Source organism: Natronorubrum texcoconense (assembly GCF_900100335.1).
Lineage (GTDB): Archaea > Halobacteriota > Halobacteria > Halobacteriales > Natrialbaceae > Natronorubrum > Natronorubrum texcoconense.
This window is the reverse complement of the sequence record NZ_FNFE01000009.1, coordinates 179,465-205,175: the sequence shown is the minus strand read 5'-3', so window position 1 is coordinate 205,175 and position 25,711 is coordinate 179,465. Positions and strand designations below refer to the sequence as shown.

Here is a 25,711-nt window from a genome sequence, read left to right as displayed (position 1 = left end):
CCCGAGGTTGTTCTGATCCATAGGGTAGTTTGGCCACGTGTTACTGAGCTATCTGCTACGAGTCTAAACTCGTACAACTAGCATGGCTAAATCGGACTCCAATAGCAATGACCTCCGGCAGGATCAACCGGAATGCTATATACTCCCGACCCAATGGTCGGGAGGGTTCATTTGGCGGTGAATGTAAATTCTTGTACACACTCACACATAAATGGGTCCACGTTCGATGACCTCAGACCGACGACCGGTCGAGCGTCACCGAACTACCAAGGCTAACATCAGATCCCTTCTGTACGGCGGACCGCAGGGGAAGGATCCTCATTTCCTTCGGATCTATTCCTAGGTCGTCTGGGGTACATAACCCCTTCGAACCCTGTTGATCCGAGATGACGGAGCGAGTTGAACGCCCCGTCGATCACATATTCGTTTGCAATCCATCCGAGTGCCCTCGTACACTTAAGGGCGTCGGATCGAGATCGCCGAAAACCGCATCCGGCGGATCGGTTGCGATCCGAACTGAACGCCCAGCCACGTATAAGGGCAACGGATCGTCGCGACCGGTGAAGCCGGCCACGAGCACATCACGTTTCGAACGCCCGTATACGGATAAGGCCATCGGATCGACCCGATGGCAGTCGTGCGAGAGTGGATGGAGTGTCTACCTCCGTGCCGGGAAACGGCCAGAGGGAACGCGGCGTCGTGCGCCGCGTTGTTCGCATTAGTAACGAGTGCCGGGTTGGTATATAAGGCCGTCGAACGATTCGACCATCGGAACCCGCTACCATGGCACGGTTTTCCACCAGTCAATCACTGCAGTTATACGACAACACACAGCCGCTGCTCGAGCCCGAGTCGGTCCGGGCGGTCGACTCCCGTGTAGAATATCACGCGGGCGGAGGTCGGCCGGTCATTCCGCCCTTGCAGGCGCGGTCGGGCCGAATGAGACCCGCGTAATTTTTGTTCGAGCGTGCACGCGCAAGAACCTGTCGTGATTCGAGCGGCTCTCTCCGAGTAACCGAACGAGTTCGGACGTAACGGGGTTCGAAGAGCGAAAGTATCGATGCCGATAAACCACGTGCGTCGTAAGAGGTAGACGAATGGTCCGGGACCCGATCGCTTCGGAGTCAACGCCGTCAGCGGAGGAGATCTGCTCCGCGCTCGACGACCCCGACTGCCGAGAGATCATCCGGAATCTCGAGGAACCCATGACGGCTTCTGAGCTGACGAAACGGTGTGAGATCCCACAGTCGACGCTGTATCGAAAGCTCGAGCTGTTGACCGACTCGACGTTGCTCGAGGAGTCGACCGAGATTCGCCAGGACGGTCACCACGCGAGCAAGTACGCGGTCGCGTTCGACGAGATCACCCTCGTGTTGGACGAAGATCGGTCGCTGGCGGTGCAGATCGAGCGACCGGCCCGGACGGCGGACGAACGGCTGGCCGAACTGTGGTCGGAGGTGCGAAAGGAGACATGAGCCCACATCACACCGGCGCGACCGAAATCGCACTCGCACTCGCGGTCGTCAAGACGCTGGTGCTCGTCGTCGGAAGCGTCATCACGTACTTCGCGTTCAAGGCGTATCGGCGGACACGACAGCGCGCGCTCGGAATGCTCGCACTCGGGTTCGGGCTCGTGACGCTCGGGCTCGTCCTCGCGGGGATGCTCTACGAACTGCTCAACGTCCAGTTGGCGCTGGGGATACTGCTCGAGAGTTTGCTCGTTCTGGCCGGCTTCCTCGTGATCGCGTACTCGCTGTACGTGCAGTGAACTGTCTCGGCCTGCGCTGCCTGTCGACTCCTCACCCTGTTTTCGACGCACCGCGTCGCTGAAGATCAGCGTCCTATCTCCATACCCGCGTGACGGAATCGAGTCGATTCCCGCCGGCAGCCGCTGTAGGCGTTCGAAACGTGGTGAGTGATTTTCAGTCGATCGGAACTGCGAAGCGATTCCGAAGGCGATGGGTCGATCCGAACTGTCTCCCATCGGCGAATCGGCGGGGGCGAGTGAGTCGCATCGAATGCGAGCCGAAAAGTCGGCATTCCGTACGGTCCGGAAATGGAATCCCGTTCAGCCCTCGAAGCCGGCGTCGTCCATGATTTCTCCGAACTCGTCGGTCTCCATCGCTTCCTCGTAGACGATCGCGGTCGCCATGCCGCCGGGGTAGCTGCCCTGGTTGGTGACGTGGTGGACCTTGTGGCAGTGGGCCGGATAGATACCCGGGTCGGCAGTGGCCTCGAACTCGAGCGTGTAGCGTTCCGCGGGAGCGATGTTGACGACGTCCTCCTCGTGTTGGGCCGATTCGGGGATCGGCGAGCCGTCCTTCTCGATGACGGTGAACCGGTGGCCGTGCGTGTGGAAGGGGTGTGACTCGTAGCCATTGTTCGCGATGTTGAGATGGACGGTGTCGCCCTCGGAGACGATCAGCGGCGTCCCCAGTTCCGGGTGGAACGTCGTCGGGGCGCTCCGTCCGTTGATCGTGTAGGTGTCCGGAGAGCGGTCGACCGGACTGTAGTCGGCGTCACCGCCGGCTTCTCGCTCGTGGAGCCGGCTGTCCCAGTCGCGCAGCGTGAAGAAGTACTCCCGATCCGGCGGTTCGTAGTCCTCGGGATCGACTCGGAAGATCCCGTACATGCCCATATCGAGGTGATTGTGCGTCTGGTAGTGGCAGTGATAGACGTGGGTTCCCGGAACGGTTCCCTCGAGCGTGTAGGTGTGACTCTCGCCACCTTTGACGTGGGTACGGGTAGTGACCGGGGCACCGTCGTCGGCCCAGGTCTTGCCGACGGCGTGGACGTGAACGGTGTGGGGCCGGTTGTGTTCGCTGTTGTCGTACGTAAGTTCGACCGTCTCGCCCTCGTTCATGCGGAAGACGGGGCCGGGAACCGAGGGCGCGAGATCGTCCGCCTGCCAGGCCCACACTTCGGGGAGTTCGACGGGACCGCCGCTGGCCGCTTCGGTAACGAGCTGGTGGCGGGCGGGGACGGTTCGCAGCGTCGCCTCGTTGCCCTGTTCGGCGAAATCGACGACCTGTGGTGGTTCGGTGTACTCGTAGTCGGTCAGCGGACCATCGTCGCCGTCCGAGTCGTCTTCATCGTCGCCGTCGCCGTCGCCGTCACTCGAGAGCAGACCCGTACAGCCGGCGAGCGTACCGAGTGCGCCCGTGCCGGCGACCGAGAGGACGGTTCGCCGTCGAATGCGGCGGGAGGTGTTGGATGTCATGGTCACAGCTGAAAAGAAGGGCCGACAGATGAAGGGTGGTAAAGGTAGTTCCCGCCGGGCGGGAACTCAGTCGACGACTTTCGGCCGTTGAGGCCCTGTTCGGGTCGAAAACGAGATTTTCGTTGACTCGGCGCGCGGTAACTCGTCCGCTATCGGTTCAGCGTATGAATCGCGTGCCCGAGCGCGTTCTCGGCGGCCTCCATCACCGATTCGGAGAGCGTCGGATGGGCGTGAACCGTCGAGGCGACGTCCTCGAGGGTCGCACCCAACTCGATCGCGAGTCCGAGTTCGGCGATCAGTTCGGAGGCCTCGGGACCGACGATCGATGCACCGAGAACGTACCCTTCGTCCTCTTCGGCGACGATCTTGACGAAGCCGTCCGACTCGCCGGTCGTCAGCGCACGACCACTGGCCCGGAACGGGAACTGGCCGACGACCGTCTCGAAGCCGGTCTCCTCGGCCTCGGTCTCGGTCATTCCGACGGTAGCGATCTCGGGGTCGGTGAAGACGACCGCCGGCATCGCCTGGTAGTCGATCGCCGACGGCTCGCCGGCGATCACCTCGGCGGCGATCTGTCCCTCCATGCTCCCCTTGTGGGCGAGCATCGGCTCGCCGGCGACGTCGCCAACGGCGAAGATGTGATCGACGTTCGTGCGGGCGCGCGAATCAGTCTCGATGAAGCCGCGCTCGTCGGTCTCGACGCCGGCCGCCTCGAGATCGAGCGTGTCGGAGACGGGGCTGCGGCCGACGGCCACGAGCACGTTCTCGACGTCGAGCTCGAGGCGTTCGTCTGCTGCGGCTTCGGCGCTTCCGCTCGCCTCCTCCGAGGCGCTACGCGCCTCGCTCCCGCCGTCCGCCGCAGCGTCCTCGACGGGGTCGGCGATGACGCGAATGCCCCCGTCCGGTTCGTACCACTCCGTGGCGGTGTAGCCGAACTCGAACTCGATCCCCAGCTCCTTCGCGCGCTGTTTGACCGGGCGTTTGACGTCGTCGTCGTAGCCCGGCAGGATCGAATCGAGCATCTCGACCACCGTGACGTCGGTCCCCAGTTTTGCGAAGACGCTAGCCAGTTCCATCCCGATGTAGCCCGCGCCCACGACGACCATCGAGTCGGGGATGGAGTCCAGCGCGAGCGCCTGGCGCGAGTTCAAGACCGGCTCGTCGTCGAACGAGAAGTCCGGAATCGAGATGGGGCGCGAGCCGGTCGCGACGATGGCGTGTTCGAACTCGAGGGTCTCCGAGCCCTGTCCCTCGCCGCCGTGAGAGACGCGGACGGTATTCTCGTCGACGAAGGTGGCCGTCCCCTCGAGCAGGTTGACCTGGTTCGCCTTACAGAGTTTCTCGACGCCGCTGGTAAGCTGATCGACGACGCCGTCTTTCCACGCGACCATCCCCGAGAGGTCGATCGCGGGGTTGGCGTGGATCCCCATCTCCTCGGCCGTCGCGGCGTCGTGGGCGACGTCGGTCGCCGTGATCAGCGCCTTCGACGGGATACAGCCGTGGTTCAGACAGGTGCCTCCGTAGGCTTCCTTCTCGACGAGCGTGACGTCCAGATCGAGCTGTCCGGCGCGGATCGCGGCCACGTAGCCGGCGGGACCGGCGCCGATAATCAGCACGTCCGTCCCGGTGGTGACGTCTCCGACGACCATCAGTTCGTTCCCTCCCTCGTCTGCAGTGTTGTGGTGTACATAGTGGATCGTGGTGGTTGCTGGTAGGATACCCTACGCTACTCGAGCAATAGTAGGTGTGGATTCTCGAGGTACTCCATTACCGTGTTCGTAAACTGGGCGCCGACCGCGCCGTCGATCAGTCGGTGATCGAACGACAGCGACAGCGTCAGCACGGATCGCGGTTCGATCGACTCCGCGCCGGTTTCGTCGACGACGACGCGCGGCTTGCGCTTGATCTCGCCGAGCGCGAGGATGCCCGCCTCGGGGTAGTTGAGGATCGGCGTCGCGTACTCGCCGCCGATGCCGCCGACGTTGGTGATCGTGAACGTCGAGCCGCGCAGTTCGTCGGGACTGATCGTCCGTTCGCGGGCCTTCTGGACGACCTCGTTCATCTCCGAGGAGAGCTGTAAGAGCCCCTTCCGATCGGCGTCGTCGACGACCGGCACCATCAGGCCGACGTCGGTCGCCGTGGCGATCCCGATGTTGTAGTAGTCGCGGTAGACGATCTCCTCGTTTTCCTCGTCGATGACCGCGTTCATCTCGGGGTACTCCTGGAGCGCCGCCACGACCGCCTTCATGACGAACGGCATGTAGGTCAGCCGAATGCCGCGATCCTCGGCACGAGGTTTGAGTTGCTCCCGGGCTTCGACCAGATCCGTCACGTCGACCTCGTCGTGGTGGGTGACGTGGGGCGCACTGTACTTCGACTCGACCATGGCGTCGGCGATCGTTTTGCGGACGCCTTTGAACGGTTCGCGCCGCTCGCGCTCGCCCTCGGCGAACTCGGTCCCTTTCGTTCCGACCGGCTCGCCGGCCTCGATCGCCTCTCGATCCGCCTCCTGGGCCCGCTGTTGGGCCTCGGCGTACTCTCGAACCGCCTCGGGAGTGACGAACGCCTCGCCGTCGCGTTCCTCGTCCGTCGGAACGGCGTCGATGTCGATGTCCTCCTCCTCTGCGAGGCGCCGGGTTGCGGGCGCGGCGAGGGTCCTGTCGCGGTCGGCGGACTCGACGTTCGCCGGCGGCTCGGTCGTCGTCTGGGTCTGGGCCCGACTCGAGGCCGCGTCCGCCGTCCCCTCGTCGGTTTCCGCGTCGCTCGAGTCGCCGGCGTCCGCCGCCGCGGTCGATTCGTCCGCTGTCGCTCCGTCGGACGCCTGATCCTGTACCTGCCCGCCGCCGACGGGACCGCCACCCGCAGCGGCCCGTACGTCCGCAGCGGTGATCCGGCCGCCGGGGCCGCTGCCCCGAACCTGCGTGAGGTCGATCCTCTCCTCTCGAGCCAGCCGTCGCACGCGCGGGGGCGCGAAGACTCGATCTTTCGGCGTCGCGGCCTCGTCGGCCTCGGCGCCGAGCGCGCCGAGACTGCCGGCGGCTTCGCCGTCGTCGGCTTGGGCCTGTGCGTCGTCGGGTGCATCGACGCCCGTAGGCTCGCTCGCCCGCTCCTGTTCCTCGTCAGTCGTTGCCTCGCTCTCCTCACCTTCGACGTTGAACGAGATGATCACCGTCCCGACCGGGACGACCTCGCCCGCCTCAACGTGTAGCTCGCGGACCGTGCCGTCGACCGGCGAGGGCACCTCCACGAGGGCCTTGTCGGTCTCGACCTCCGCGACCGGCTGGTCCTCGCTCACCTCGTCGCCCTCCTCGACCAGCCACGAGACCAGTTCGCCCTCCGCGACTCCCTCGCCGACGTCCGGCAGTTCGAACTCTCTGACCATCTTAGAACCCCATCGCGTTGCGAATACCGTCCTCGATTCGTGCCGGTTCCGGCAGGTAGTAGTCCTCGAGCGCGTACAGCGGGAACGGCGTGTCGAAGCCCGTAATCCGCTCCACCGGCGCCTCCTGATAGAGGAGCGCTTCCTCCTGTAAGGTCGCCGTGATCTCGGCCCCGAGACCGCCCGTCTTGGGCGCTTCGTGGACGACTGCGGCGCGGCCCGTCTTCTTGAACGACTCGACGATGGTCTCCTCGTCCAGCGGCGACAGCGTGCGGAGGTCGATCACCTCGGCGTCGATCCCCTCCTCGGCGAGGTTTTCGGCGGCCTCGATAGTCGGTCGGGTCATCGCCCCCCACGTGTAGACCGAGATGTCGCTTCCCTCGCGCCGGACGGCCGCCTCGCCGAGGGGTACCTCGTAGGATTCCGCCGGGACGTCCCCGCGGAACGCCCGGTAGATGAGTTTCGGCTCGAGGAAGAGTACCGGGTCCGGATCTCGAATCGCGCTGGTGAGCAGCCCCTTCGTGTCGTAGGGCGTCGAGGGGATGACGACCTTCAGTCCGGGCTGGTGGACGAACATCGCCTCCGAGGACTCGGAGTGGTGTTCGGGGGCGCGGATACCGCCGCCGTAGGGCGCTCGGATGACCATCGGGCACGTGTATCGCCCGCGCGAGCGCGTTCGCAAGCGCGCGGCGTGGGAGACGATCTGATCGAACGCCGGGTAGATGAACCCGAGGAACTGCATCTCGGGAACTGGACGCATGCCGTAGGCGGCCATGCCGATGGCCGTCCCGACGATGCCCGACTCCGCGAGCGGGGTGTCGATGACCCGGTTCTCGCCGAACTCGTCGTACAGCCCCTCCGTCGCGCGGAAGACGCCGCCGTTCTTCCCGACGTCCTCGCCCATGACGACGACGTCGTCGTCGCGTTCCATCTCGGTGTGCAAGCCGTCACGAACCGCCTGTACCAGCGTGAGACTCTCCGATTCTCCGTCCGCGTCTGCGTGTGCGTGTGTGTCTGTCTCTGCAGCCATAGTATCACTCTAAGAGCGCATCGTCGCCGTGTCGCTCGCGAACCGATTCGAAGTACTCGAGTTGCCGCTGTAAACGCTTGGGCATTCCCTCGTAAACGTGTGCGAAGATCTCCTCGGGATCGGGCCGTTCGACGGCCTCCGCGGCGTCGATGGCGTCGGCCACGTCCGTTTTAATCTGCGAGTCGATCGCGTCGACGCGGTCGTCGTCGAGGATTCCTTCGTTTCGGAGGTAGTTCTCGAGGCGCGGGATCGGATCCTTCTGCTTCCAGCGTTCGACCTCGTCGTCGTCGCGGTAGACGGACGGATCGTCGGCCGTCGTGTGAGCCCCGAAGCGGTACTGGACCGCCTCGATGAGCGTCGGTCGGAGTTCGCCCTCGCCCGGATTCTTGGCCTTCTCGACGGCGTCGCGGGTGACCTTGTAGACCGCCAGCGGATCCATCCCGTCGACCTGCACCCCTTCGAAGCCGTAGGCTTCGGCCTTCTGGGCTAAGGTGGCGCTGGCCGTCTGGCGCTCTCGCGGGACCGAGATCGCCCACTGATTGTTGTTACAAAAGAAAACGTTCGGCGTATCGAAGACGCCGGCGAAGTTGAGCCCTTCGTGGAAATCACCCTCGCTCGTCGCGCCGTCGCCGAAGTAACAGAGGAACGCCTTCTCCTCGCCCTTGAGCTTCGAGGCCCAGGCGGCCCCCGTCGCGTGAGGAATCTGGGTCGCGATGGGCACGGCGACGGTGAAGATGTTGGCGTCTGCCGGGATCTGGTTGCCCTGCTCGTGACCCATCCAGTAGAGCAGCGTGCGTTTCAGACTCATCCCGCGAACCAGCGCGGTACCGTGCTCGCGGTAGCTGGGGAACACCCAGTCTTCCTCCTCGAGCGCGTAGGCGCTGCCGATCTGTGCGCCCTCCTGTCCCGACAGCGGCGGATACGTTCCCATCCGCCCCTGGCGCTGGAGGCTCACCGCCCGCTCGTCGAAGTGGCGAATCAGGCGCATCTGTCGATACATCTCGACGAGTTCCTCGGCGCTCAGGTCGGGCACCTCGGCGCCCTCGAGGACCCGACCACCCTCGTCGAGTATCTGTACTCGGTCCTGGGGGTTTCGCTGTAACGTACTCACGGAAAGACCCACCTGTACATACCCTAGGGGACTATCGCTCGGGATAAAGGAGTTTCCCAAAAAAGTTTACTATGAGTGAGATTCTTGCCAGCCACGCACAGAAATATCGGTTGCTCTCCGCCATATTCGAACGGAGTTGTCCAGGTGTGGAGATTATGAATCATTCGTCTAATTTTGGTTCGGGAGGAGAGCGAAGATTGGACAAAGTGAGAGTTCAACGATAAGTGATACGTTGACAAGCGCCACTGAGGTCGTAACGACGCGCCGACCGCCACTCAAGACTCGGTTCGCTCGGACGGTCGCACGCTCGAGTCGCGCGCGTCGGCTCTCGCCTCCTCGACGCTCTTGCCCTCCCGAAGCACGGCGTCGACGAACAGTTCGCCGGCCTTGTACGACGAGCGCACCATCGGCCCGCTGGCGCAGTAGAGGAATTCCAGTTCGTCCTCGGCGACGCGACGCCACGTCTCGTACTTGTCCGGATGGTCGTAGCGTCGCACCTCGAGGTGATCCGTCGACGGCCGGAGATACTGCCCGAGCGTGACGATGTCGACCCCGCGCTCGCGCAGGTCCGCCATCGTCTGGTAGACCTCGTGGTCGTACTCGCCGTGGCCCAGCATGATCGAGGTCTTGGTGTAGATGTCGGACTCGCGGTCGACCTGCTCGAGCACGCCCAGACTCTGCTCGTAGCCCGCGCGTCGGTCGCGGACGGGAAACTGCAGGCGTTCGACGGTCTCGACGTTGTGCGCGATCACGTCCGGGTCGGCGTCGATGATCTTCCGGACGAGCCGTTCCTCGCCCTGAAAGTCGGGAATCAGGACCTCGACGAGGATTCCGGGGTGTCGGTCCTTGATCTCCCGAATCGTCTCGGCGAAGTGGCCCGCGCCCTGATCCGGCAGGTCGTCCCGGTCGACGCTCGTCAGGACGACGTAGTCGAGCCCGATCTCGGCGACCGCCTCCGCTACGTTCGCGGGTTCGTCGGGATCGAGCGGCTCCATCCCGCCCGTCTGGACGTCACAGAAGTTACAGGCTCGAGAGCACCGATCCCCCATCAGCATGAACGTGGCCGTCCCGCCCGCGCTCTCACCGGTTCCCGCTCCGCCGGACCAACACTCGCCCAGATTCGGACAGTTGGCCTCCTCGCAGACGGTGTGTAGGTTGCGTTCGCGCAGCGTCTCCCGGATACCCGCGAACTCCCGGCCCGACGGCGGCCGCATCTTCAGCCAGTCGGGCTTGCGTGCGCTGCTCATACCCGTACGAAGGGGCCCTCGGTGAAAAACCGTGGTGGTTCCGGGGGTCGACGTCCCTCGCCGCGCGACCTCGAAATTGCACAGACCGTTCGAGTGTCGCGTATGTCCGGGTTACGTGAGGGTAGGGCCCTCGTACCCCCGATAGCGTTATCCGAGCGAACGGAATACCCTCGAGCGATGGCCTTCAGCACGACTCCCGACTGGTTTCACATCAGCGACGACGACGACGTCGTCTGGGAGAGCCGTCCGCACCCGATCACGATGGGCGCGGGGCTCCCGGTCGGAGTCGTCGTCGCGCTGCTCGGCCTCGTCCTCGCCGGCTGGACCGCGGGCGACGGCGTCGGACTCCTGACGATCGTGGGCGTTCTCGTCGCCCTCGGCGGCGCGGGACTGGCGTTCGCGCGCTACCTCGTCTGGACGAACACCCGCTACGTGATCACCACCTCCGAGCTGTACAAGAAGTACGGCGTGGTCTCGCGGGACGTCACCCAGTTTCGTCTCGACCGCGTCCAGAACACCAGCCTCAGCCAGGGCGTGGTCGGCCGCGCGCTCGGCTACGGCGACCTGACCGTCTTCACCGCGGGCTCGGGCGACCCCGAACTCACCTTCGAACGAGTCCCCAGCCCCGAGCGCGCCTCGAGTCTGTTGAGCGATCAGCTCGAGGCGACGTCGACCGACGAGTCGGCCGTCTAGCGAATTCTCACCGGCTCTCTCCGTCGCACGCGGTCGTGGCTACAATAACAACGATCTGATAGTTCTCGCGTCGAACCACAAAGCCCATTAGTTCAACCCCCTTTCGGGGTCGACACAATGGCGTCACAACTGTCGACAGCCACCGACGGCGCGGTATCGCGCGGTTCGAGCGTCGCGGCGAGTGCGGGACTCGGCGTCCTGGCCGCCGCGATCGGCTACCTCGTGTCGTACGTGCTAATCGTCGACGAGGTCCGCGACGCCTTCGGCGGCGACGTCGCCGACTGGAAGGGCGTCGCCTGGTACTTCTACAACGCCCATCTGGTCGACGTCGAGAGCACGGGCTCGTTCGGCGGGTTCAGCGGCTCGAGCACCGTCGATTTCATCGCCGAATCGGGCTCGACGAGCGCGACGCTGCTGTACGTCGTCCCGCCGCTCGTCTTGCTCGGAATGGGGGCCATGCTCGCCCGACAGTGGAACGTCGCCGATATCGGCGAGGCCGTCACCGTCGGCGCGCCGGTGACCATCGGCTACGCCGTCGTCGTGGCTCTCGGTGCGCTCGTCGCCGAGTCCAGCGCCGAGGGATCGTTCTTCGGCGTCGAGGCCAGCGGCTCGGTCGCGCCGGAACTGCTGCCCGCGATCGTCCTCGGCGGCATCCTCTACCCGCTGGTGTTCGCCACCGCGGGGGCCGTGCTCGTGGCCGTTTTCGGCTCACGATAGACCGATACTCGAGTCGCCCGTTTCTCCGTCACCCCGCCGAAACGCGCCTCGAAGGAAACGCCTTTGACCCGTCACTCCCCGTGTGAGGGTGATGGAGGTCGCCGAGGTTCTTCCCGAATTCGCGGACGCTTTTGCCTTCGAGGAGTTCAACCGGATGCAACGCGAGGCACTGCCAGGGCTGCTCGAGTCCGACGAAAACGTGGTCGCGAGCGCGCCGACGGCTTCGGGCAAGACCGCGCTCGCGGAGCTGGCGATCTGTAAGGCGCTCGCCGACGGCGGGACCGCGCTGTTTATCGCCCCGTTACGAGCGCTGACGAACGAGAAGGAAGACGACTGGGACCGCTTCGAGGAGCTGGATTACTCGGTGTACGTCGTCACCGGCGAGCGGGATCTAAATCCGCGTCGCGCGCGACGCGCGGACATCCTCGTGATGACGCCCGAGAAACTCGACTCGGCGACCCGCAAACACGACTCCCGACGCTACGACTTCGTCACCGACATCGACGTCTGCGTCATCGACGAGGTCCACCTGCTCGACGCGGATCGACGGGGCTCGGTGCTCGAGGTCACGATCTCTCGACTCCGGCGGCTCTGTGACCCGCGCGTGGTCGCCCTCTCGGCGACGATGCCGAACGTCGACGACGTGGCTGCGTGGCTCGACGCGCCCGACGAGACCACCTTCGAGTTCGGCGACGAGTACCGGCCCGTCGACCTGAACGCGGGCGTCAAGACCTACACCCACGGTGAGAACTCCTTCGCGGACAAGTACCGTCGACTCTATCGGGCGATCGACCTCGCGGAGCCACACCTCCGGGAGGACGGCCAGTCGCTCGTCTTCGTCTCCTCCCGCCAGGACACCGTCCAGGCGGCCAAGAAGGCTCGCGACGAGATCGCCGAGCGCGACGTTCCGATGGGCGTTCGCGGCGAGTACGAGTTCCACACCGATCTGAAGGAGCGACTCGACAACGACACGCTCTATCACTCCGTCCTCGACGGCGTCGCGTTCCACCACGCCGGGCTCTCGAAGAACGACCGCGACCTCGTCGAGGAGTGGTTCAAGGAGGGCCACATCGAACTCCTCTTTTCGACCTCGACGCTCGCGTGGGGCGTCAACCTCCCCGCGCGCTGCGTCGTGATTCGGGACACGAAGATCCACGACCCCCTCGAGGGCGAGGTCGACATGAGCCCCCTCGACGTGCTTCAGATGCTCGGCCGTGCGGGCCGCCCGGGCTACGACGACGTCGGCTACGGCTGGGTCGTCTGCGACGGCTCGGACGCGGACAAGTACCGACGGCTGCTTCGCGACGGCAAGGAGATCGAATCCCGCCTCGCGGAGACCTTAGAGACCCACCTCAACGCCGAGATCGCGATGGGGACGATCACCGATCTCGAGGACGTGATGGACTGGCTCGAGACGACCTTCTACTACGTCCGCGGGCAGTCGAAGCCCGAGGAATACGATTTCCCGAACCTCCGCCAGCGCGTCCGGGACTGCCTCGAGCAGCTGGTCGAGCGCGGCTTCGTGGAGATGGACCCGGAGACGCTCTCGATCGAGGCGACGCCACGGGGCGTGCTGGCCTCGAAGTACTACCTGCGCCTCGCGACGGCCGTCACGTTCGCGGAGTTGTGTGACCGCGCCGGCGAGGACGGCGAGACGCTCGCGGCCGACGATATCCTCGAGGCGGTTGCGACCGCCGAGGAGTTCGACTCAGTCTCGGCCCGCCAGTCCGAACGCGACGCGGTCAACGCGGTGCTCGTCGGCCAGGAGACGGGCGATCTCGAGGCGGGCCAGCGGAAGGTCCTTGCGATCCTTCGCGGTGCCGCAGACGGCTCGACGCCGACGGAGCTCTCGAGCGACGCGTGGGTGATCCGTCGCAACGCGACGCGGCTCATCTCCGCACTGGGGGCGTTTCTCGACCGACTTGCGGGACCCCACGAAGCCAACCTCGCCCGCCGGGTCGAGGCCCGAATCGAGAACGGCGTCGCCGAGGACGCGGTCGGCCTGACCGCCATCGACGGCGTCGGACCGGGACGGGCGAGCAAGCTGGCCAAAGACGGGCTGTCGACGCCCGGCGACATCGTCGAGGCGGGCATCGAGGGGCTCGTCGCGGCCGACCTCTCGGAGGGCGTCGCCGAGCGCGTCTACGAGGGCGCGCAGTCGCTCCCCGCCATCGAAATCGACTGGGGAGAGTTCCCCGAGACCGTCGCGACGGGCGAGAACGAGGTCTGCGAGGTGACGGTCCGCAACGTCGGCGAGCCCGCTCGGGCGGGCATCCGGGTGACCGTCAACGGGGTCGAAATGACCAGCACGAGCAGCTACCTGCGCGACGAGGACACCGTTCCAGTCGGCGTCTTCGGAGCCGACGCCGAGGACCTCGAGTACACCGTCAGTATCGTCTTTCCCGAAGAGCCGCTGCTCCCGATCCGAGAACGGCGGACCGTCGACGTCGTCTGATACGGTCTGCTGTGACGATTTACCGGTACAACCGCAGGACGATCGCGGTTGCACCGGAAATGACTTACAGCGGTCCGTCTGAGAACGCGCCGAGTGGACGGTGTTCGGTCCCGGACCGCTTCGTTATCAGTTATTTCACACGGCCAGTTCGAGCACCGCCTCCCGAACCCCTTCGGCCGAATCGACGACCTCGTCCGCCGGCGAGCGGTCGATATCGCCGTGGGCGTCGATCCGGTAGGCGACGACGGTCGTCTCGGCTCGAGCCGCCGCCTCGATCCCGTTTTCGGAGTCCTCGACGACGACACACTCTTCGGCGGGGACGCCGACCTCGTCGGCCGCGTGCTCGAAGACGTCGGGTTCCGGCTTGCTCGCCGCGTCGATGTCGTCGGCGCTGATCACGTGGTCGAACCCGTCCTCGAGGTCGAAGCGGTCCGTGACCATCCCGATCCAGTCGTGAGGCGAAGAGGAGACGACGGCGGTGGGAACGTCTTCGTCGTCCAGTTCCTCGAGCAGCCCGTGGAGACCATCCAGGAGCTCGACGCGCTCGGTGTAGATCTCCTCCGCTGCGGCGGTGAACCGATCGATGAACTCCTCGCGGGAGACGGCGGTTTCGTACTCCGCTTCGAGGTAGTCGTAGATCTCGCGGAAGTTCATCCCGCTGGTCTCGGCGAGGTCGACGTCCTCGTCGGGGACGGCGTCGGGAAAGAGGTCCTCGCGCTCGAACTCGACCCAGTAGTCCTCGCTGTTGACGAGGACGCCGTCCATGTCGAACAAGACTGCGCTCGTATCACTCATGTGGGCGACCTACCCGGTCGTCACGGATAGCCGTTTGGCACGCAGTCGATCTCGAGCCGAAATCGACCCAACCACCCGCTCGAGAGACCGGTACGATTATGCACCGCGTATCTGATGAATGGTAGTAACTTGCACAGCTCCGTATCGGAAACGGGGGGATAGACGCTCCACCGCGACGGAGCCGAAACGACGCGTCGTCCGGCAAGGGGGCGGCTCAGGTGTTACCGTGATTCAGGGTTTCGAACCGTACCTCTGGCTGAACGTCGTCGGCGTCGTACTGTTCAGTGTGATCGCGGTCGTGGCGTGGCGCCACCGCGAGCAACCCGCCGGGCTCCCCCTCGTCGTGTTCAGCCTCGCCAGCGCCGGCTGGGCGATCGTTCCCGACCTCGCGTTCGTCGCGCTCGGAATCGGCTGGGTCTACTGGGGAACGATCCTCGGCTACGTCTTCATCGACCTGCTCGTCGTCGCCTGGCTCTACATCGCCGTCGAGTACTCGAGTCGCGAACTGGCGTTGCTGCCGCCGATGGCACCGGTGCTGGTGGCTGTCCCCCTGCTCGATCAGCTCGTCCAATGGACCAACCCGCAACACGGACTGTTTTACGCGACGCTCGAGGTCGTCGAACCGGGACCGTTGTTCTACGTCCACGCGCTACTGGCGACCCTCGCGATCGTGACGGGACTCGCGCTCGTCCTCGACGAGTACCGTCGCTCTCGAGGCATCTATCGTCGGCAGGCTCTCGCGATGGCCTGGGCGATGGGTCTGTTCGTGCTCACGGCGGTCGCCTACATCACCGACCTCGCTCCCGGCGGCTCGAGCGCGTTCTCGATCGCCGGACCGGTCGTCGGCGGCGTCTTCCTGTGGGCGCTCTTCTACGCCGACTTCCTGGAGGTCGCGCCCGTCGCTCGCCAGACGCTCGTCGACAGCATGGGCGACGGCGTGGTCGCGCTCGATACGCAGGGTCGCATCATCGAACTCAATCGGGCCGCACAGACCGTCCTCGAGGTTGATTCCGACGTCGTCGGCCATCCGGGGGACCCCGTCTTCGACACCTTCCCCGTGCTCCGGGATCACGTCGGTTCGGGAGTCGAGACGACGACGGACTGTACCGTCGAGCGGATCGGCGAGACGAGACACTACGACCTGCGCATCTCGCCCGTCTACACCGATCCGAGAACGCTGTCCGGCCGACTGATGGGACGCCCCGAGGAGTACGTCGGCGACGTCGTCGCCATCCGCGACGTGACCGACGGCCGGCGCAAGGAGCTGGCGCTCGAGCGGACGAACCGACAGCTCGATCAGTTCACTCGCTTCGTCAGCCACGACCTGCGAAGTCCGCTGGGCATCGCCTCGAGCTACCTCGAGTTCGCCCAAGAGACCGGCGACGACGAGGACTTCGAGGCGGTGCGCAACCGACTCGAACGAATGGACACGATTCTCGACGAGCTCCTGGAGCTCGCCAGGCTCCACGGAAAGAGCGTCGAGCGCGAACCGTGTCAGCTGGCGACGGTCGCACGCTCCGCCTGGGATCACGTCGACACCACCGGGGCATCGCTCGCGCTCGCCGACGACCAGACGCTCTCCGCCGACGACGCCTACCTGCACAACGTGTTCGAGAACCTCTTTCGGAACGCAGTGGAACACGGTTCCACGAGCCTCGACTCGCAGGCTCGGCAGGACGGTGTGGAACACAGCACCACGAGCAGTCGGCCCCAGGCCGACGATGGTCTCGAGCACGACAGCGAGACCGTCACGATCGAGGTCGGCGCACTCGAGGGCGGAACCGGGTTTTACGTCGCGGACGACGGTCCGGGAATCCCCGCCGAAATGGAGACCGCAGTCCTCGAGCAAGGGTACTCGACGAAGGAGGACGGGACCGGGCTGGGGCTGTCGATTGTTCAGACGATCGTCGACGCTCACGGGTGGTCATTGTGCGTGACGGAGAGCGAGAACGGCGGCGCCCGCTTCGAGATCGAGACCTAAAACGCGAGTCCCGAACGACGTTACCGAGTTCGGAACAGCGCGATAGCGAGGAGTGCGACGAGCGCTGCCACGAGTCCGAATCCGGGGATTCCGTCGCCGGATTCGTCTTCGGGTTCGTCATCTGATTCGTCGGGCTCGCCGGCATCACTCGAGGCGACGTCGAAGGTCACGTCGTACGTGACGTCGTTTCCAGCCGCGTCGGAGAGGGAGACCGTCGCCTCGTACGAGGTTCCCGCCTCGACCTCGAGGGTGTGCGCTGCGGACGTCGACGTAATGCTCGTGTGCTCGTCACCGGTAACGTCCGTGCCGTCGACCGTGAGACCGACCGTGCTGACGTCGACGCCGGAGAGGGCGTCTTCGTACTCGAAGGCAACCGTCGTCTCAGTGGTGTCAGCGTCCAGCGTCTCTCCAGAGTCGGGGGAGACCGAGACGAGTTCCGGCGGCTCCTCGTCGACGATCAACGCACCGTACGTCGAGAAGCCGGGGACCTCGGCGGTCACGAACGGATCGCCGTCGATCGCCGTGACGCTCGAGTCGACGGCGTTCCACTCGCCCGCGGGTTCGTCGTAGTGGTGGAGAACCGCGTCCTCGGCGTCGACACCGTCGGCGAGTTCGTCCTCGTCGATCGCCAACTCGATCGTGGCACTTTCGATCGCCCCCTGATCGAACTGGTAGTCGATAAAGCTGTCCAGTTCGGCGGTCAGGAAGCCAACACCGAGCTCGCCACCGTCGAGGTTCGTATTGAGCGAGTTCTCCGAGAGCGCGAGGAACAGCTCCTCGGTCTTGATCGCGTCCTCGGCGTCGTCGACCAGGTCGAACGCGACCGTGGTTCCCGTCTCGTCGATCACGATCTCGCCGTCTCCGAGTGTGAATCCGGTGTTGACGACGACGGACGCGGTATTTTCGCCCACGTTACCAGCACGGTCGGTTCCGGCCACGGTGACGGTGTAGTTGCCCGACTCGTCGAACTCGAGCGTTCCCGTGAACTGCGTCCCGGTGCCGTCGTCGCCGTCGATCGTCACGCTCGCCTCCGACGTCGAGCCGTCGGATTCGATCAGTTCAGCAGTGATATCGGGCGTTTCCGCGAGCGGTTCGTCGCTCTCGACGACGACCGTCGCGTCGTCGCTGTCGACGTCCTCGAGCGTGACGGACATCCCCGGCTCCTCGCGATCGATCACGAGGGGGTCGGCGTCGGCGGCGAACCCGTCGTGTCCGTGCTCGTCGACGGCGATCACGGAGAGGGCGTACGCGCCGTCGTCGGGTATCGAATCGACGGGGACCGCAGCGTGCCAGGTGTCACCGTCGTGGTGGACCGCGTCTACGGCGATCGAGTAGGTCGTTTGCAGCGAGGAGACCAGCAGCGTCACCTCATCGAGGTCGAGATCGGATTCGACGTCGATCGTAACGGTGGTATCCTCGCTCGCGTAGACCGCATCCGTCTCCATCTCGAGATCGTAGCCGCTCGAGTGACCCGCAACGTCGGTGATCGAGGGCTCGACGGTCGGTTCGAAGACGTCGATCGACCCGGCGGGTCGGTCACCGAGCGTGAGGTCGTACGTCCCCAGCTGGTCGGGCTCGAACGTGATGTTGATCGCCCCGAGGTAGTAGACGTTCGGCCAGATCTCAGGGGTGTTTTGCGTGCCGATGGTCGTCGTCTGGTTCGACTCGAGGTGGGTCGCAGTCAGCTCGATCTCCTCCTCGCCCGCGATGGTGCCGGCCTGGTAGACGCTCCCGATCACGTACGCGTCGCCACCGAGGGGAATCTCGGTCTCGGAGGCCGACGCGGCGATCACCTGGATATCCGACTCAGCCGGAAGGACCTCGAGCGTCCCCGAGTTGCGGTCGCCCAGGTAGATCTCGTAGGTGCCGGGTTCGGTGAGCGTGAACGTCTCGTTGATGCTGCCGAGGTAGTAGACGTTCGGATGGGCCGACCGTTCGACCGTCGAGAGATTCGTCGTCTCGCCGGTTTCATTGTGGACCGCCGTCAGCGAAATCTCCTGTGTTCCGGCAACGTTTCCGGCCTGGTAGATACTGCCGACCACGTACAGCTCCTCGCCCGCGACGATTTCGGCCTCGGAGATCGACGCCGCGATCACCTGGATATCCGATTCGGCCGGCTCGACCTCGACAGTCCCCGCGGGGCGATCGCCCAGCTCGAGTTCGTACGTCCCCGCCTGGTCGGGCGTGAACGAGATGTTGAGCGCACCGAGGTAGTAGACGTTCGGCCAGAGCGTGGGGGTGTTTTGCGTGGCGATGGTCGTCGTCTCGTTCGACTCGACGTGCGTCGCGGTCAACTCGATCTCCTCCTCGCCCGCGATGGTTCCGCTCTGGTAGACGCTCCCGATCACGTACAGCTCCTCGCCCTCGATGACTTCGGTCGCCGAGGCCGAGGCGGCGATCACCTGGACGTCCGAGTAGGCTGGCTCGACCTCGAGCGTGCCCGCATTCCGGTCGCCAAGCTCGATCTCGTAGGTCCCGGCCTCCTCGAGCGTGAACGTCTCGTTGAGCGCGCCCAGGTGGTAGACGTTCGGCGCCACCGAGTGTTCGACGGTCGAGAGGGTCGTCGTCTCACCGGTGCCAGTATGGGTCGCGTTGAGTTCGATCTCCTGTGGGCCGTCGATGGTGCCGGCCTGGTAGAGGCTGCCGATCACGTACAGCTCCTCGCCCGCGACGATTTCGGCCTCGGAGATCGACGCCGCGATCACTTGAATGTCCGATTCGGCCGGCTCCACTTCGACCCAGCCCGCATTTTGCTCGCCGAGCTGGAGGTCGTACGTTCCGGGTTCGTCGGGTTCGAACGTGATGTTGATCGCGCCGAGGTGGTAGAAACCGGGGTCGAGCGTGACGTCCTGGCTGCCGACGACCTCGGTCTCGCCCGTCTCGTTGTGCGTCGCCGTCAGTTCGATCGTCTCGGTGCCACCCTCCTCACCGGCCTGGTAGACGCTGCCGATCACGTGGGTGTGTTCCCCCTCGACCAGTTCGACGTCCTCGACCGAGGCCCCGACGACCTGAATGTCTGACAGCGACTCCTCGACGGAGACGGACCCGGCATCCCGTTCGCCGAGTTCGAGGTCGTAGGTCCCTGCCTGGTCGGGTGCGAACGTGATGTTGAGCGCGCCCAGATGGTAGACGTTCGGTGAGACCGTCACGGTCTGTGTGCCGACAGTCACCGACTCACCCGTCTCGTTGTGGGTTGCGGTGAGCTCGATCTCCTCCTCGCCCACGATGTTCCCGGCCTGGTAGACGCTCCCGATGACGTTGACGTCCTCACCGACGGTGAGGTTGTATCCGTCCGGCGAGGCCGCGATCACCTGAATGTCGGAGACCGCAGGTTCAACCTCGACGGTCCCGGCGGGACGGTCGCCGAGCTCGAGTTCGTACGTCCCCGCGTCGTCAAACGAGAACGAGATATTGATGGCGCCCAGGTAGTAGACGTTCGGCCAGATTTCAGGGGTGTCCTGCGTGGCAATAGTCGTCGTCTCGCCAGTATCGATGTTCGTCGCGGTCAGCTCGATCTCCTCCTCGCCCGCGATGGTCCCGCTCTGGTAGAGGCTGCCGATTACGTACAGCTCTTCGTCCTCGATGACTTCGGTCGCCGAGGCCGATGCGGCGATCACCTGGATGTCCGAGTACGCCGGCTCGACCTCGAGCGTCCCCGCGTTGCGGTCGTCGAGGTAGATATCGTAGGTGCCGCCCTCCTCGAGCGTGAACGTCTCGTTGATCGAGCCGAGATGGTAGACGTTCGGGTAGACCGTGCGTTCGACCGTAGAGAGGTTCGTCGTCTCTCCCGACACCTGGTTGACCGCGGTCAGCGAGATGTCCTGTGGTCCGGCCACGTTGCCGGCCTGGTAGAGGCTCCCGATTACGTGCAGTTCCTCGCCCGCAACGATTTCGGCCTCGGAAATCGACGCCGCGATCACCTGGATGTCCGACTCGGCAGGTTCGACTTCGACCGTCCCGGCGGGACGGTCGCCCAATTCGAGTTCGTACGTCCCCGCGTCGTCGAACGAGAACGAGATGTTCAGCGCGCCGAGGTAGTAGACGTTCGGCCAGAGTTCAGGGGTGGTTTGCGTGGCGATGGTCGTCGTCTCGTTCGACTCGAGGTGCGTCGCGGTCAGTTCGACCTCCTCTTCGTCCGCGATGGTGCCGCTCTGGTAGACGCTCCCGATGACGTGTAGTTCCTCGCCCTCGACGACCTCGGTCGCCGAGGCCGACGCGGCGATCACCTGAATGTCCGAGTACGCCGGCTCGACCTCGAGCGTGCCAGCGTTCTGATCGTCGAGATAGATCTCGTAGGTCCCGGCCTCCTCGAGCGTGAACGTCTCGTTGATCGCGCCGAGCCAGTAGACGTTCGGCGCGACTGACTCCTCGATGGTGGTAAGAGTCGTCGTTTCGCCGGTTTCGTTGTGGACCGCTGTCAGCGAGATGTTCTGTGACCCTTCGACGTTGCCGGCCTGGTAGAGGCTCCCGATTACGTGCAGTTCCTCGCCCGCAACGATTTCGGCCTCGGAGATCGCTGCCGCGATCACCTGGATGTCCGATTCGGCCGGTTCGACTTCGACCGTCCCGGCGGGACGGTCGCCGAGCTCGAGGTCGTAGGTGCCCGCTTCGTCGGGGACGTAGCTGATGTTGATCGCCCCGAGGTGGTAGAACCCCGGCGAGAGGGTCGCTTCCTGGCTCCCGATTACATCAGTTTCGTCGGTCTCCTGGTTGGTCGCCGTGAGTTCGATCTCCTCGGTACCCTCGGCGGTACCAGCCTGATAGATGCTCCCGACGACGTGGGTTTCCTCACCCTCAACGAGTTCGACGTCGGACGTCGAGGCCGCGACAACCTGAATGTCCGAATAGTCGTGATCGACCGTCACCGTCCCGACGAAGAAGCCGTCGAGCGTGAGCGTCACGTCCGTGCTCTCTTCGTCATCCGGGAGATCCTCAAGCGTCGGCGTCCAACTCAGTTCGACACCGCCGCGATCGATACCCGGCGCAACGGTGACCGTCGACTCGCCGACGACCTCGCCGTCAACCTCGAGTGCCACCGTCTCGGTTCCCTCGATGTCGCCAGAGTTGTAGAGATCACCCGAAACGGTGATCGTTTCGTCGACTAGCGCCGACTCCGTGTCGACATCCGCACCGTAGACAACAATATCGCTTTCGTCCGGGTCGCCATCCTCGATGGAAACCGTCACAGTATTCTCGTCGTCGTCGCTTCGAACCTCGAGCGTGATCGATTCGCCCGCGTGGCTCTGATTCGTCGTCCAGCTGAAAATCACCGTCTCTTCGTCGCCAGCGTCCAGTGAGACCGTGGCCGAATCGACTACCTCGTCGTCGGCGACCAGCTCGATGGTCTGTTCGTCGTCTTCTTCGCCGGTGTTCTCGATCAGAGCCGTGACCTCGAGTTCATCACCGGCGATCACCGATGTCGACGTGTTTTGGATCGTTACGTCAAAGGAGGCGGGGTCTGGCGAGGGGGACGGGCCAGGGGATGGAGACGAATCAGCATCTTCCACGCCAAAGACTCCAAATGTTGAGAACTCGGTGATGCTTTCGGCGTACACGTAGCCGTCATCCGTGTTTACGCCCGACTCGTAGGATTCGTCCGCTGGTGAGCTCCACATCTCGTTCAGCCGCCACAGCTCGAGTGAGGACTCGTCGACGTCGCCGACGTCGTCGTAGTGGATTTGGAGCGTTTCGACGAGTGGGTCCTGACCGCCTGCCGAGATGTCCAAGTACGCACCGATCGGAGCCGCCTCGTTCGGCAATTCTGTCGGCTCGGATGCCGAACGGAGCTGGACGTTCTTCCCCTCGAACGAGAGCGTCACGCCGTCTAAATCGAGCTTGGAGACGATGTTCTCGGTCGCGCCGTCGAACGACTGGACGCCGTAGCCGCTATCCGTGACGGTTGCATTCGACACCGTGTTCCCCGTCGCGTCACCGATGAAGGCAACGGCCGCCTGCGTGCTGTTCGTGACCGTCAGGTTCGTCGCCTCGTTGTCGTGGCTGTCGGAGCTGATGGCGACACCGTGCCAAGAGCTGTTGGCGACGGTGACGTCGCCGAAGCTGTTTCCGTCCGAGCGGCTGGCGAGGTTCAACGAGCTGTCGGTGTTGTTGTCGAACGTCAGGTCGACAAACTCGTTGTCGTCTGCATTACTTAGTTGCAACCCACTGCCAGCGTTGTCCGTTGCGGTTAGCGACTCGATGACGGTCCCCCGGACGGCCGAACCGCCGCGTAAGTCGCCAACGAGGTAGACTGCGGTCCCGTCGTTCCCACTCGCGGTGACGTTGTGTAACGTGTTCGAGTCACTCTGGCTGATTCGGATACCGTGCAAGCCGTTGCCGGATACGCTCACGTTCTCGAAGTCGTTCCCGAAGTTGCTCTCGAGGTTCAGTCCGTATCTCGAGTTGTCGTCGGCGATGACGTCGGTGAAGCTGTTCCCCGACGCGATCGTCGTCAGGCCGGCCTGATTTTCGGAAACGTTGAGCCCGATGAACTCGTTGTTCATCCCTAACCCAACGTAGACGGTACCAGGGAAAAGTGCACTCTGTTGATCCTCGTTTCCGTAGGCGTGAACGTCAGTGAACGTGTTTCCGTGGCTATGTCCGGATCCCCACCCGACGTGAAGCCCGCGGTTTGCGTTGTGGCGGGTCGTCAGCTCTGAAATTTCGTTGTCGTTGGCAGAATTGAGGTTGAACCCCGCGTTGTTGTACTCGGTGACGACAGTAGAGAGTTCGCCGTCGTTTGCGTCGTTGAAAAGCAGACCGACGTCCCAGTTACTGACCGTCAGGTCCCGCACGACGACGTTGTCCGCTTCCTCGACGACGAGACCGTACTGGGTGGCATCCTCGTCGACGTCGACACCGTCGACTGTGTGCCCCATGCCGTTGAGCACGACGTCGTCTGCGACGATCTCGAGACAGGTTTCGCTGCCCACCAGATCGTCGGTGAGCACGTACGCGCCCGGCGTGTCGATGACTGTACAGGCATCGACGTCGATGGGGTCGTCGGAGAGAACGGTGACCCCTTCGCTCGTCGAGTCGTCGTCGGTTCGAACCGTGAGTTCGCCCTGTCCGCCGTCGTCCTCGCTCGTCTCCCAATCGAGCGTGAGTTGGTCCATCTTGCCGCCGTCGATCGACCGCTCGGCGGAATCGACGACAGTGCCGTCGGTGTCCTCGAGTTCGATCGTCTGTGTGGCCGACTCCTCGCCGGCGTTGAGCACCGTCACGTCGACCTCGAGCGTCTCGCCGGCCTCGACGGGCGAGTTCGTCGTCACCTCGAGAATTTCGAAGAACGCCTCGTCCGGTTCGGGTTCGAACTGCGGCGACTCGAGCCACGGATCGAACAGGACGGTCTCGCTGACGGCGTCGCCATCACCGTCGGCCGTCTCACCCGTCTCCGGGTCTTCTACGTCGCCGCTGGGACCGTTTTCAGCTCCCCACCAGTTGTCGACTGCGTCGACGGTGCCATCGCCGTCGTACGAGAGACCGAACTCGCTGTTTCCGGTGATGTCGTTGTGACCGACGGTGAGCGTCTCGACCGGCGTGTTCTCGCTGATGAAGATTCCGTACTCGCTGTCAGTAAGCTGGTTCGAGGATACGTCGAACTCGCCGGGTTCATCCATCTCGGAGGTAGATATTTCGAGGGCAGTGCCCTCGACAGTGATTGCGTTGTCGGTGATCGAGATCGTATCTGCGCTCTCCGGGATAGAGTAGAGACCGAGCAACACGCCAGGGCCCCGGGCGTCAACGACGTTTCTGGAGATATCGATGTCGCCAGTTTCGGTATCCCACAAGTTGACGCTGAGACCGTATTCGTCATAGTCGACGACGTTGTCTCTCATCGAGAGCTGTTCAACGGTCGTGGTACTGTCGTCTGGGTAAGCTCCGAAGAAAATTCCAGACGACCCAGACGAAGCTCCGCTCGCCATTACGGTATTTTCGTCGAAATTAACCGTCCCGAACGTCGAGTCGAACGTGTAGACTTCGATACCGTGCTCAGAGTCCGACACCTCGTTGTCGGCGACTGTTACCGTCCCTTCCACAGTGTACCTGCCGTACCAGGAAACGCCATCGCCCCCGGCGATCTCGTTATCAGAGATCGTGACCGACTCGTACCCGACGCCGGAGCCACTGATCAGGAGGCCCCACTCCTCGACTGCGATCGCGTTGTCCGAAACTTCGAGTGCCCCGAAGTCGACGGATTCGTCGGGCGAGATGTCGATCCAGATCGCGCTCGCGCCCGCGGTACCGTCGGAGAACTCGTTTCCGCTGATCTCGATGTCTCCGAAACTCCCTCCTTCCTCGATCGATACGCCGGTTTCGAACCCGGAGAACTCGGAGTCTCTGATCGTCACGTCGGAAGCGTCCTCGCCCAGTTCGATTCCCGTCTCCCACCCGTCGACGTTCAGGTTCTCGATCGTCACATCTGTCGAATTGGACGCGTAGATACCGGTATCGCCCGAGTCAATAATCTCAGATTGTTCGACCGTCACTGAAGCGGCTTCGTGAATACGGATCCCATCGTCATCGTAGTTCTGGATGACGATGCCACGAACGAGAACGTCCTGCTGATCCTCGATCGTAATCCCGGTACTGAGTCCATCCGAGCCATCGAGAATCGGTGGGTTATCCGGGTCTGCAGCGACGAGCGAAATCCCACTGGTAATCGTGACGGCTTCCTCGTATGTTCCACCGTCGACACAGATCGTGTCGCCCGAGTTTGCGTCGGAGATCGCCGACTGAATAGACCCTCCGGATTCGACGATCAAGTCACACGACGCATCGGTGGCGGATATCGTCGGCCCCGCTGTGGAGTCACTCGAGTCGTCAACCGGTTCTTCGTCCCCGTCTGAGGATCCCAACCCATCGTCGGTCGTCAACGCTTGCTGTATCGAGTCGCCACTCACCGAGGCAAATTCCGCATCGTTCGTCGAATCCGCCGACGCCACGTCGGAGCTACCCACCGCTGCAACCGGAGCGACGACCGACGTGATTAGTAACACCGAAAAGAAAACTGCGAGGAACCGAACGGATACATTCGGTTTCGAATGTTCGGACTTCATGAACGTTATGGCCACTGACTCCCCAAA

The 25,711-nt window shown here is 64.0% G+C and carries 14 protein-coding genes and 1 rRNA gene; 6 read left to right on the top strand and 9 right to left on the bottom strand.

Annotated features, from left to right (window positions below; translation table 11 throughout):
• Positions 1-134: ribosomal RNA gene (locus BLT08_RS21475) — 16S ribosomal RNA — on the bottom strand; the annotation flags it as partial.
• A gap of 963 nt (positions 135-1,097) precedes the next feature.
• Between BLT08_RS21475 and BLT08_RS21470 the strand changes: the two genes are divergently transcribed.
• On the top strand, positions 1,098-1,475 hold the full coding sequence (locus tag BLT08_RS21470) for a winged helix-turn-helix domain-containing protein (protein ID WP_090312165.1): 378 nt from the start codon (positions 1,098-1,100) through the stop codon (positions 1,473-1,475).
• Positions 1,472-1,768 carry a DUF7521 family protein gene (locus BLT08_RS21465; protein WP_090312164.1) on the top strand — a complete coding sequence of 99 codons (297 nt, stop codon included), beginning with the start codon at positions 1,472-1,474 and terminating at the stop codon, positions 1,766-1,768. Before BLT08_RS21470 ends, BLT08_RS21465 begins: the two co-directional genes overlap by 4 nt.
• Positions 1,769-2,068: 300 nt before the next feature.
• Here the strand turns inward: BLT08_RS21465 and BLT08_RS21460 are convergent, their stop codons facing one another.
• The 6 genes from BLT08_RS21460 to lipA all read right to left on the bottom strand — a co-directional run bounded on the left by BLT08_RS21460 (position 2,069) and on the right by lipA (position 9,987).
• Positions 2,069-3,220, bottom strand: coding sequence for a multicopper oxidase domain-containing protein (locus BLT08_RS21460; RefSeq protein ID WP_090312163.1), 1,152 nt, complete (start codon positions 3,218-3,220; stop codon positions 2,069-2,071).
• A 149-nt stretch (positions 3,221-3,369) separates the two neighbouring features.
• A complete protein-coding gene (locus BLT08_RS21455; protein ID WP_090312162.1) occupies positions 3,370-4,869 on the bottom strand; it encodes a dihydrolipoyl dehydrogenase family protein in 1,500 nt (499 codons plus the stop codon).
• Positions 4,870-4,946: 77 nt separating this feature from the next.
• Positions 4,947-6,602 carry a 2-oxo acid dehydrogenase subunit E2 gene (locus tag BLT08_RS21450; protein ID WP_090312161.1) on the bottom strand — a complete coding sequence of 552 codons (1,656 nt, stop codon included), beginning with the start codon at positions 6,600-6,602 and terminating at the stop codon, positions 4,947-4,949.
• A gap of 1 nt (position 6,603) precedes the next feature.
• On the bottom strand, positions 6,604-7,629 hold the full coding sequence (locus BLT08_RS21445; protein WP_090312160.1) for an alpha-ketoacid dehydrogenase subunit beta: 1,026 nt from the start codon (positions 7,627-7,629) through the stop codon (positions 6,604-6,606).
• Between the two features lie 4 nt (positions 7,630-7,633).
• Complete coding sequence (pdhA, locus tag BLT08_RS21440) at positions 7,634-8,740, bottom strand: pyruvate dehydrogenase (acetyl-transferring) E1 component subunit alpha (RefSeq protein ID WP_090312159.1); 1,107 nt, start codon at positions 8,738-8,740, stop codon at positions 7,634-7,636.
• A 275-nt stretch (positions 8,741-9,015) separates the two neighbouring features.
• The gene (gene lipA / locus BLT08_RS21435) at positions 9,016-9,987 is read right to left on the bottom strand and encodes a lipoyl synthase (protein WP_090312158.1); all 972 of its coding nucleotides are present in this window, start codon (positions 9,985-9,987) and stop codon (positions 9,016-9,018) included.
• A gap of 177 nt (positions 9,988-10,164) precedes the next feature.
• On the opposite strand from lipA, the gene BLT08_RS21430 reads away from it, so the two are divergent.
• From BLT08_RS21430 to BLT08_RS21420, 3 genes are all read left to right on the top strand, one after another.
• Positions 10,165-10,680: a PH domain-containing protein gene (locus BLT08_RS21430; RefSeq protein WP_090312157.1), complete on the top strand. Its 516-nt coding sequence runs from the start codon at positions 10,165-10,167 to the stop codon at positions 10,678-10,680.
• 117 nt (positions 10,681-10,797) lie between these two features.
• Positions 10,798-11,397, top strand: coding sequence for a DUF7978 family protein (locus tag BLT08_RS21425; RefSeq protein ID WP_090312156.1), 600 nt, complete (start codon positions 10,798-10,800; stop codon positions 11,395-11,397).
• Between the two features lie 91 nt (positions 11,398-11,488).
• A complete protein-coding gene (locus tag BLT08_RS21420) occupies positions 11,489-13,852 on the top strand; it encodes a DEAD/DEAH box helicase (RefSeq protein WP_090312154.1) in 2,364 nt (787 codons plus the stop codon).
• 135 nt (positions 13,853-13,987) lie between these two features.
• Here the strand turns inward: BLT08_RS21420 and BLT08_RS21415 are convergent, their stop codons facing one another.
• Entirely contained in the window at positions 13,988-14,647 is a 660-nt protein-coding gene (locus BLT08_RS21415) for an HAD family hydrolase (RefSeq protein WP_090312151.1), read from the bottom strand.
• Positions 14,648-14,873: 226 nt separating this feature from the next.
• Here BLT08_RS21415 and BLT08_RS21410 point away from each other — a divergent pair, with 226 nt between their 5' ends.
• Entirely contained in the window at positions 14,874-16,628 is a 1,755-nt protein-coding gene (locus tag BLT08_RS21410; protein WP_090312148.1) for a sensor histidine kinase, read from the top strand.
• Between the two features lie 20 nt (positions 16,629-16,648).
• Here the strand turns inward: BLT08_RS21410 and BLT08_RS21405 are convergent, their stop codons facing one another.
• Complete coding sequence (locus BLT08_RS21405; protein ID WP_175529405.1) at positions 16,649-25,390, bottom strand: right-handed parallel beta-helix repeat-containing protein; 8,742 nt, start codon at positions 25,388-25,390, stop codon at positions 16,649-16,651.
• Positions 25,391-25,711: the final 321 nt, after the last annotated feature.

Excerpts from the sequence above, each read along its gene's own strand:
- BLT08_RS21470 (WP_090312165.1), top strand. The coding sequence starts at position 1,098 with ATGGTCCGGGACCCGATCGCTTCGGAGTCAACGCCGTCAGCGGAGGAG.
- BLT08_RS21465 (WP_090312164.1), top strand. The coding sequence starts at position 1,472 with ATGAGCCCACATCACACCGGCGCGACCGAAATCGCACTCGCACTCGCG.
- BLT08_RS21460 (WP_090312163.1), bottom strand. The coding sequence starts at position 3,220 with ATGACATCCAACACCTCCCGCCGCATTCGACGGCGAACCGTCCTCTCG.
- BLT08_RS21455 (WP_090312162.1), bottom strand. The coding sequence starts at position 4,869 with ATGGTCGTCGGAGACGTCACCACCGGGACGGACGTGCTGATTATCGGC.
- BLT08_RS21450 (WP_090312161.1), bottom strand. The coding sequence starts at position 6,602 with ATGGTCAGAGAGTTCGAACTGCCGGACGTCGGCGAGGGAGTCGCGGAG.
- BLT08_RS21445 (WP_090312160.1), bottom strand. The coding sequence starts at position 7,629 with ATGGCTGCAGAGACAGACACACACGCACACGCAGACGCGGACGGAGAA.
- lipA (WP_090312158.1), bottom strand. The coding sequence starts at position 9,987 with ATGAGCAGCGCACGCAAGCCCGACTGGCTGAAGATGCGGCCGCCGTCG.
- BLT08_RS21430 (WP_090312157.1), top strand. The coding sequence starts at position 10,165 with ATGGCCTTCAGCACGACTCCCGACTGGTTTCACATCAGCGACGACGAC.
- BLT08_RS21425 (WP_090312156.1), top strand. The coding sequence starts at position 10,798 with ATGGCGTCACAACTGTCGACAGCCACCGACGGCGCGGTATCGCGCGGT.
- BLT08_RS21420 (WP_090312154.1), top strand. The coding sequence starts at position 11,489 with ATGGAGGTCGCCGAGGTTCTTCCCGAATTCGCGGACGCTTTTGCCTTC.
- BLT08_RS21415 (WP_090312151.1), bottom strand. The coding sequence starts at position 14,647 with ATGAGTGATACGAGCGCAGTCTTGTTCGACATGGACGGCGTCCTCGTC.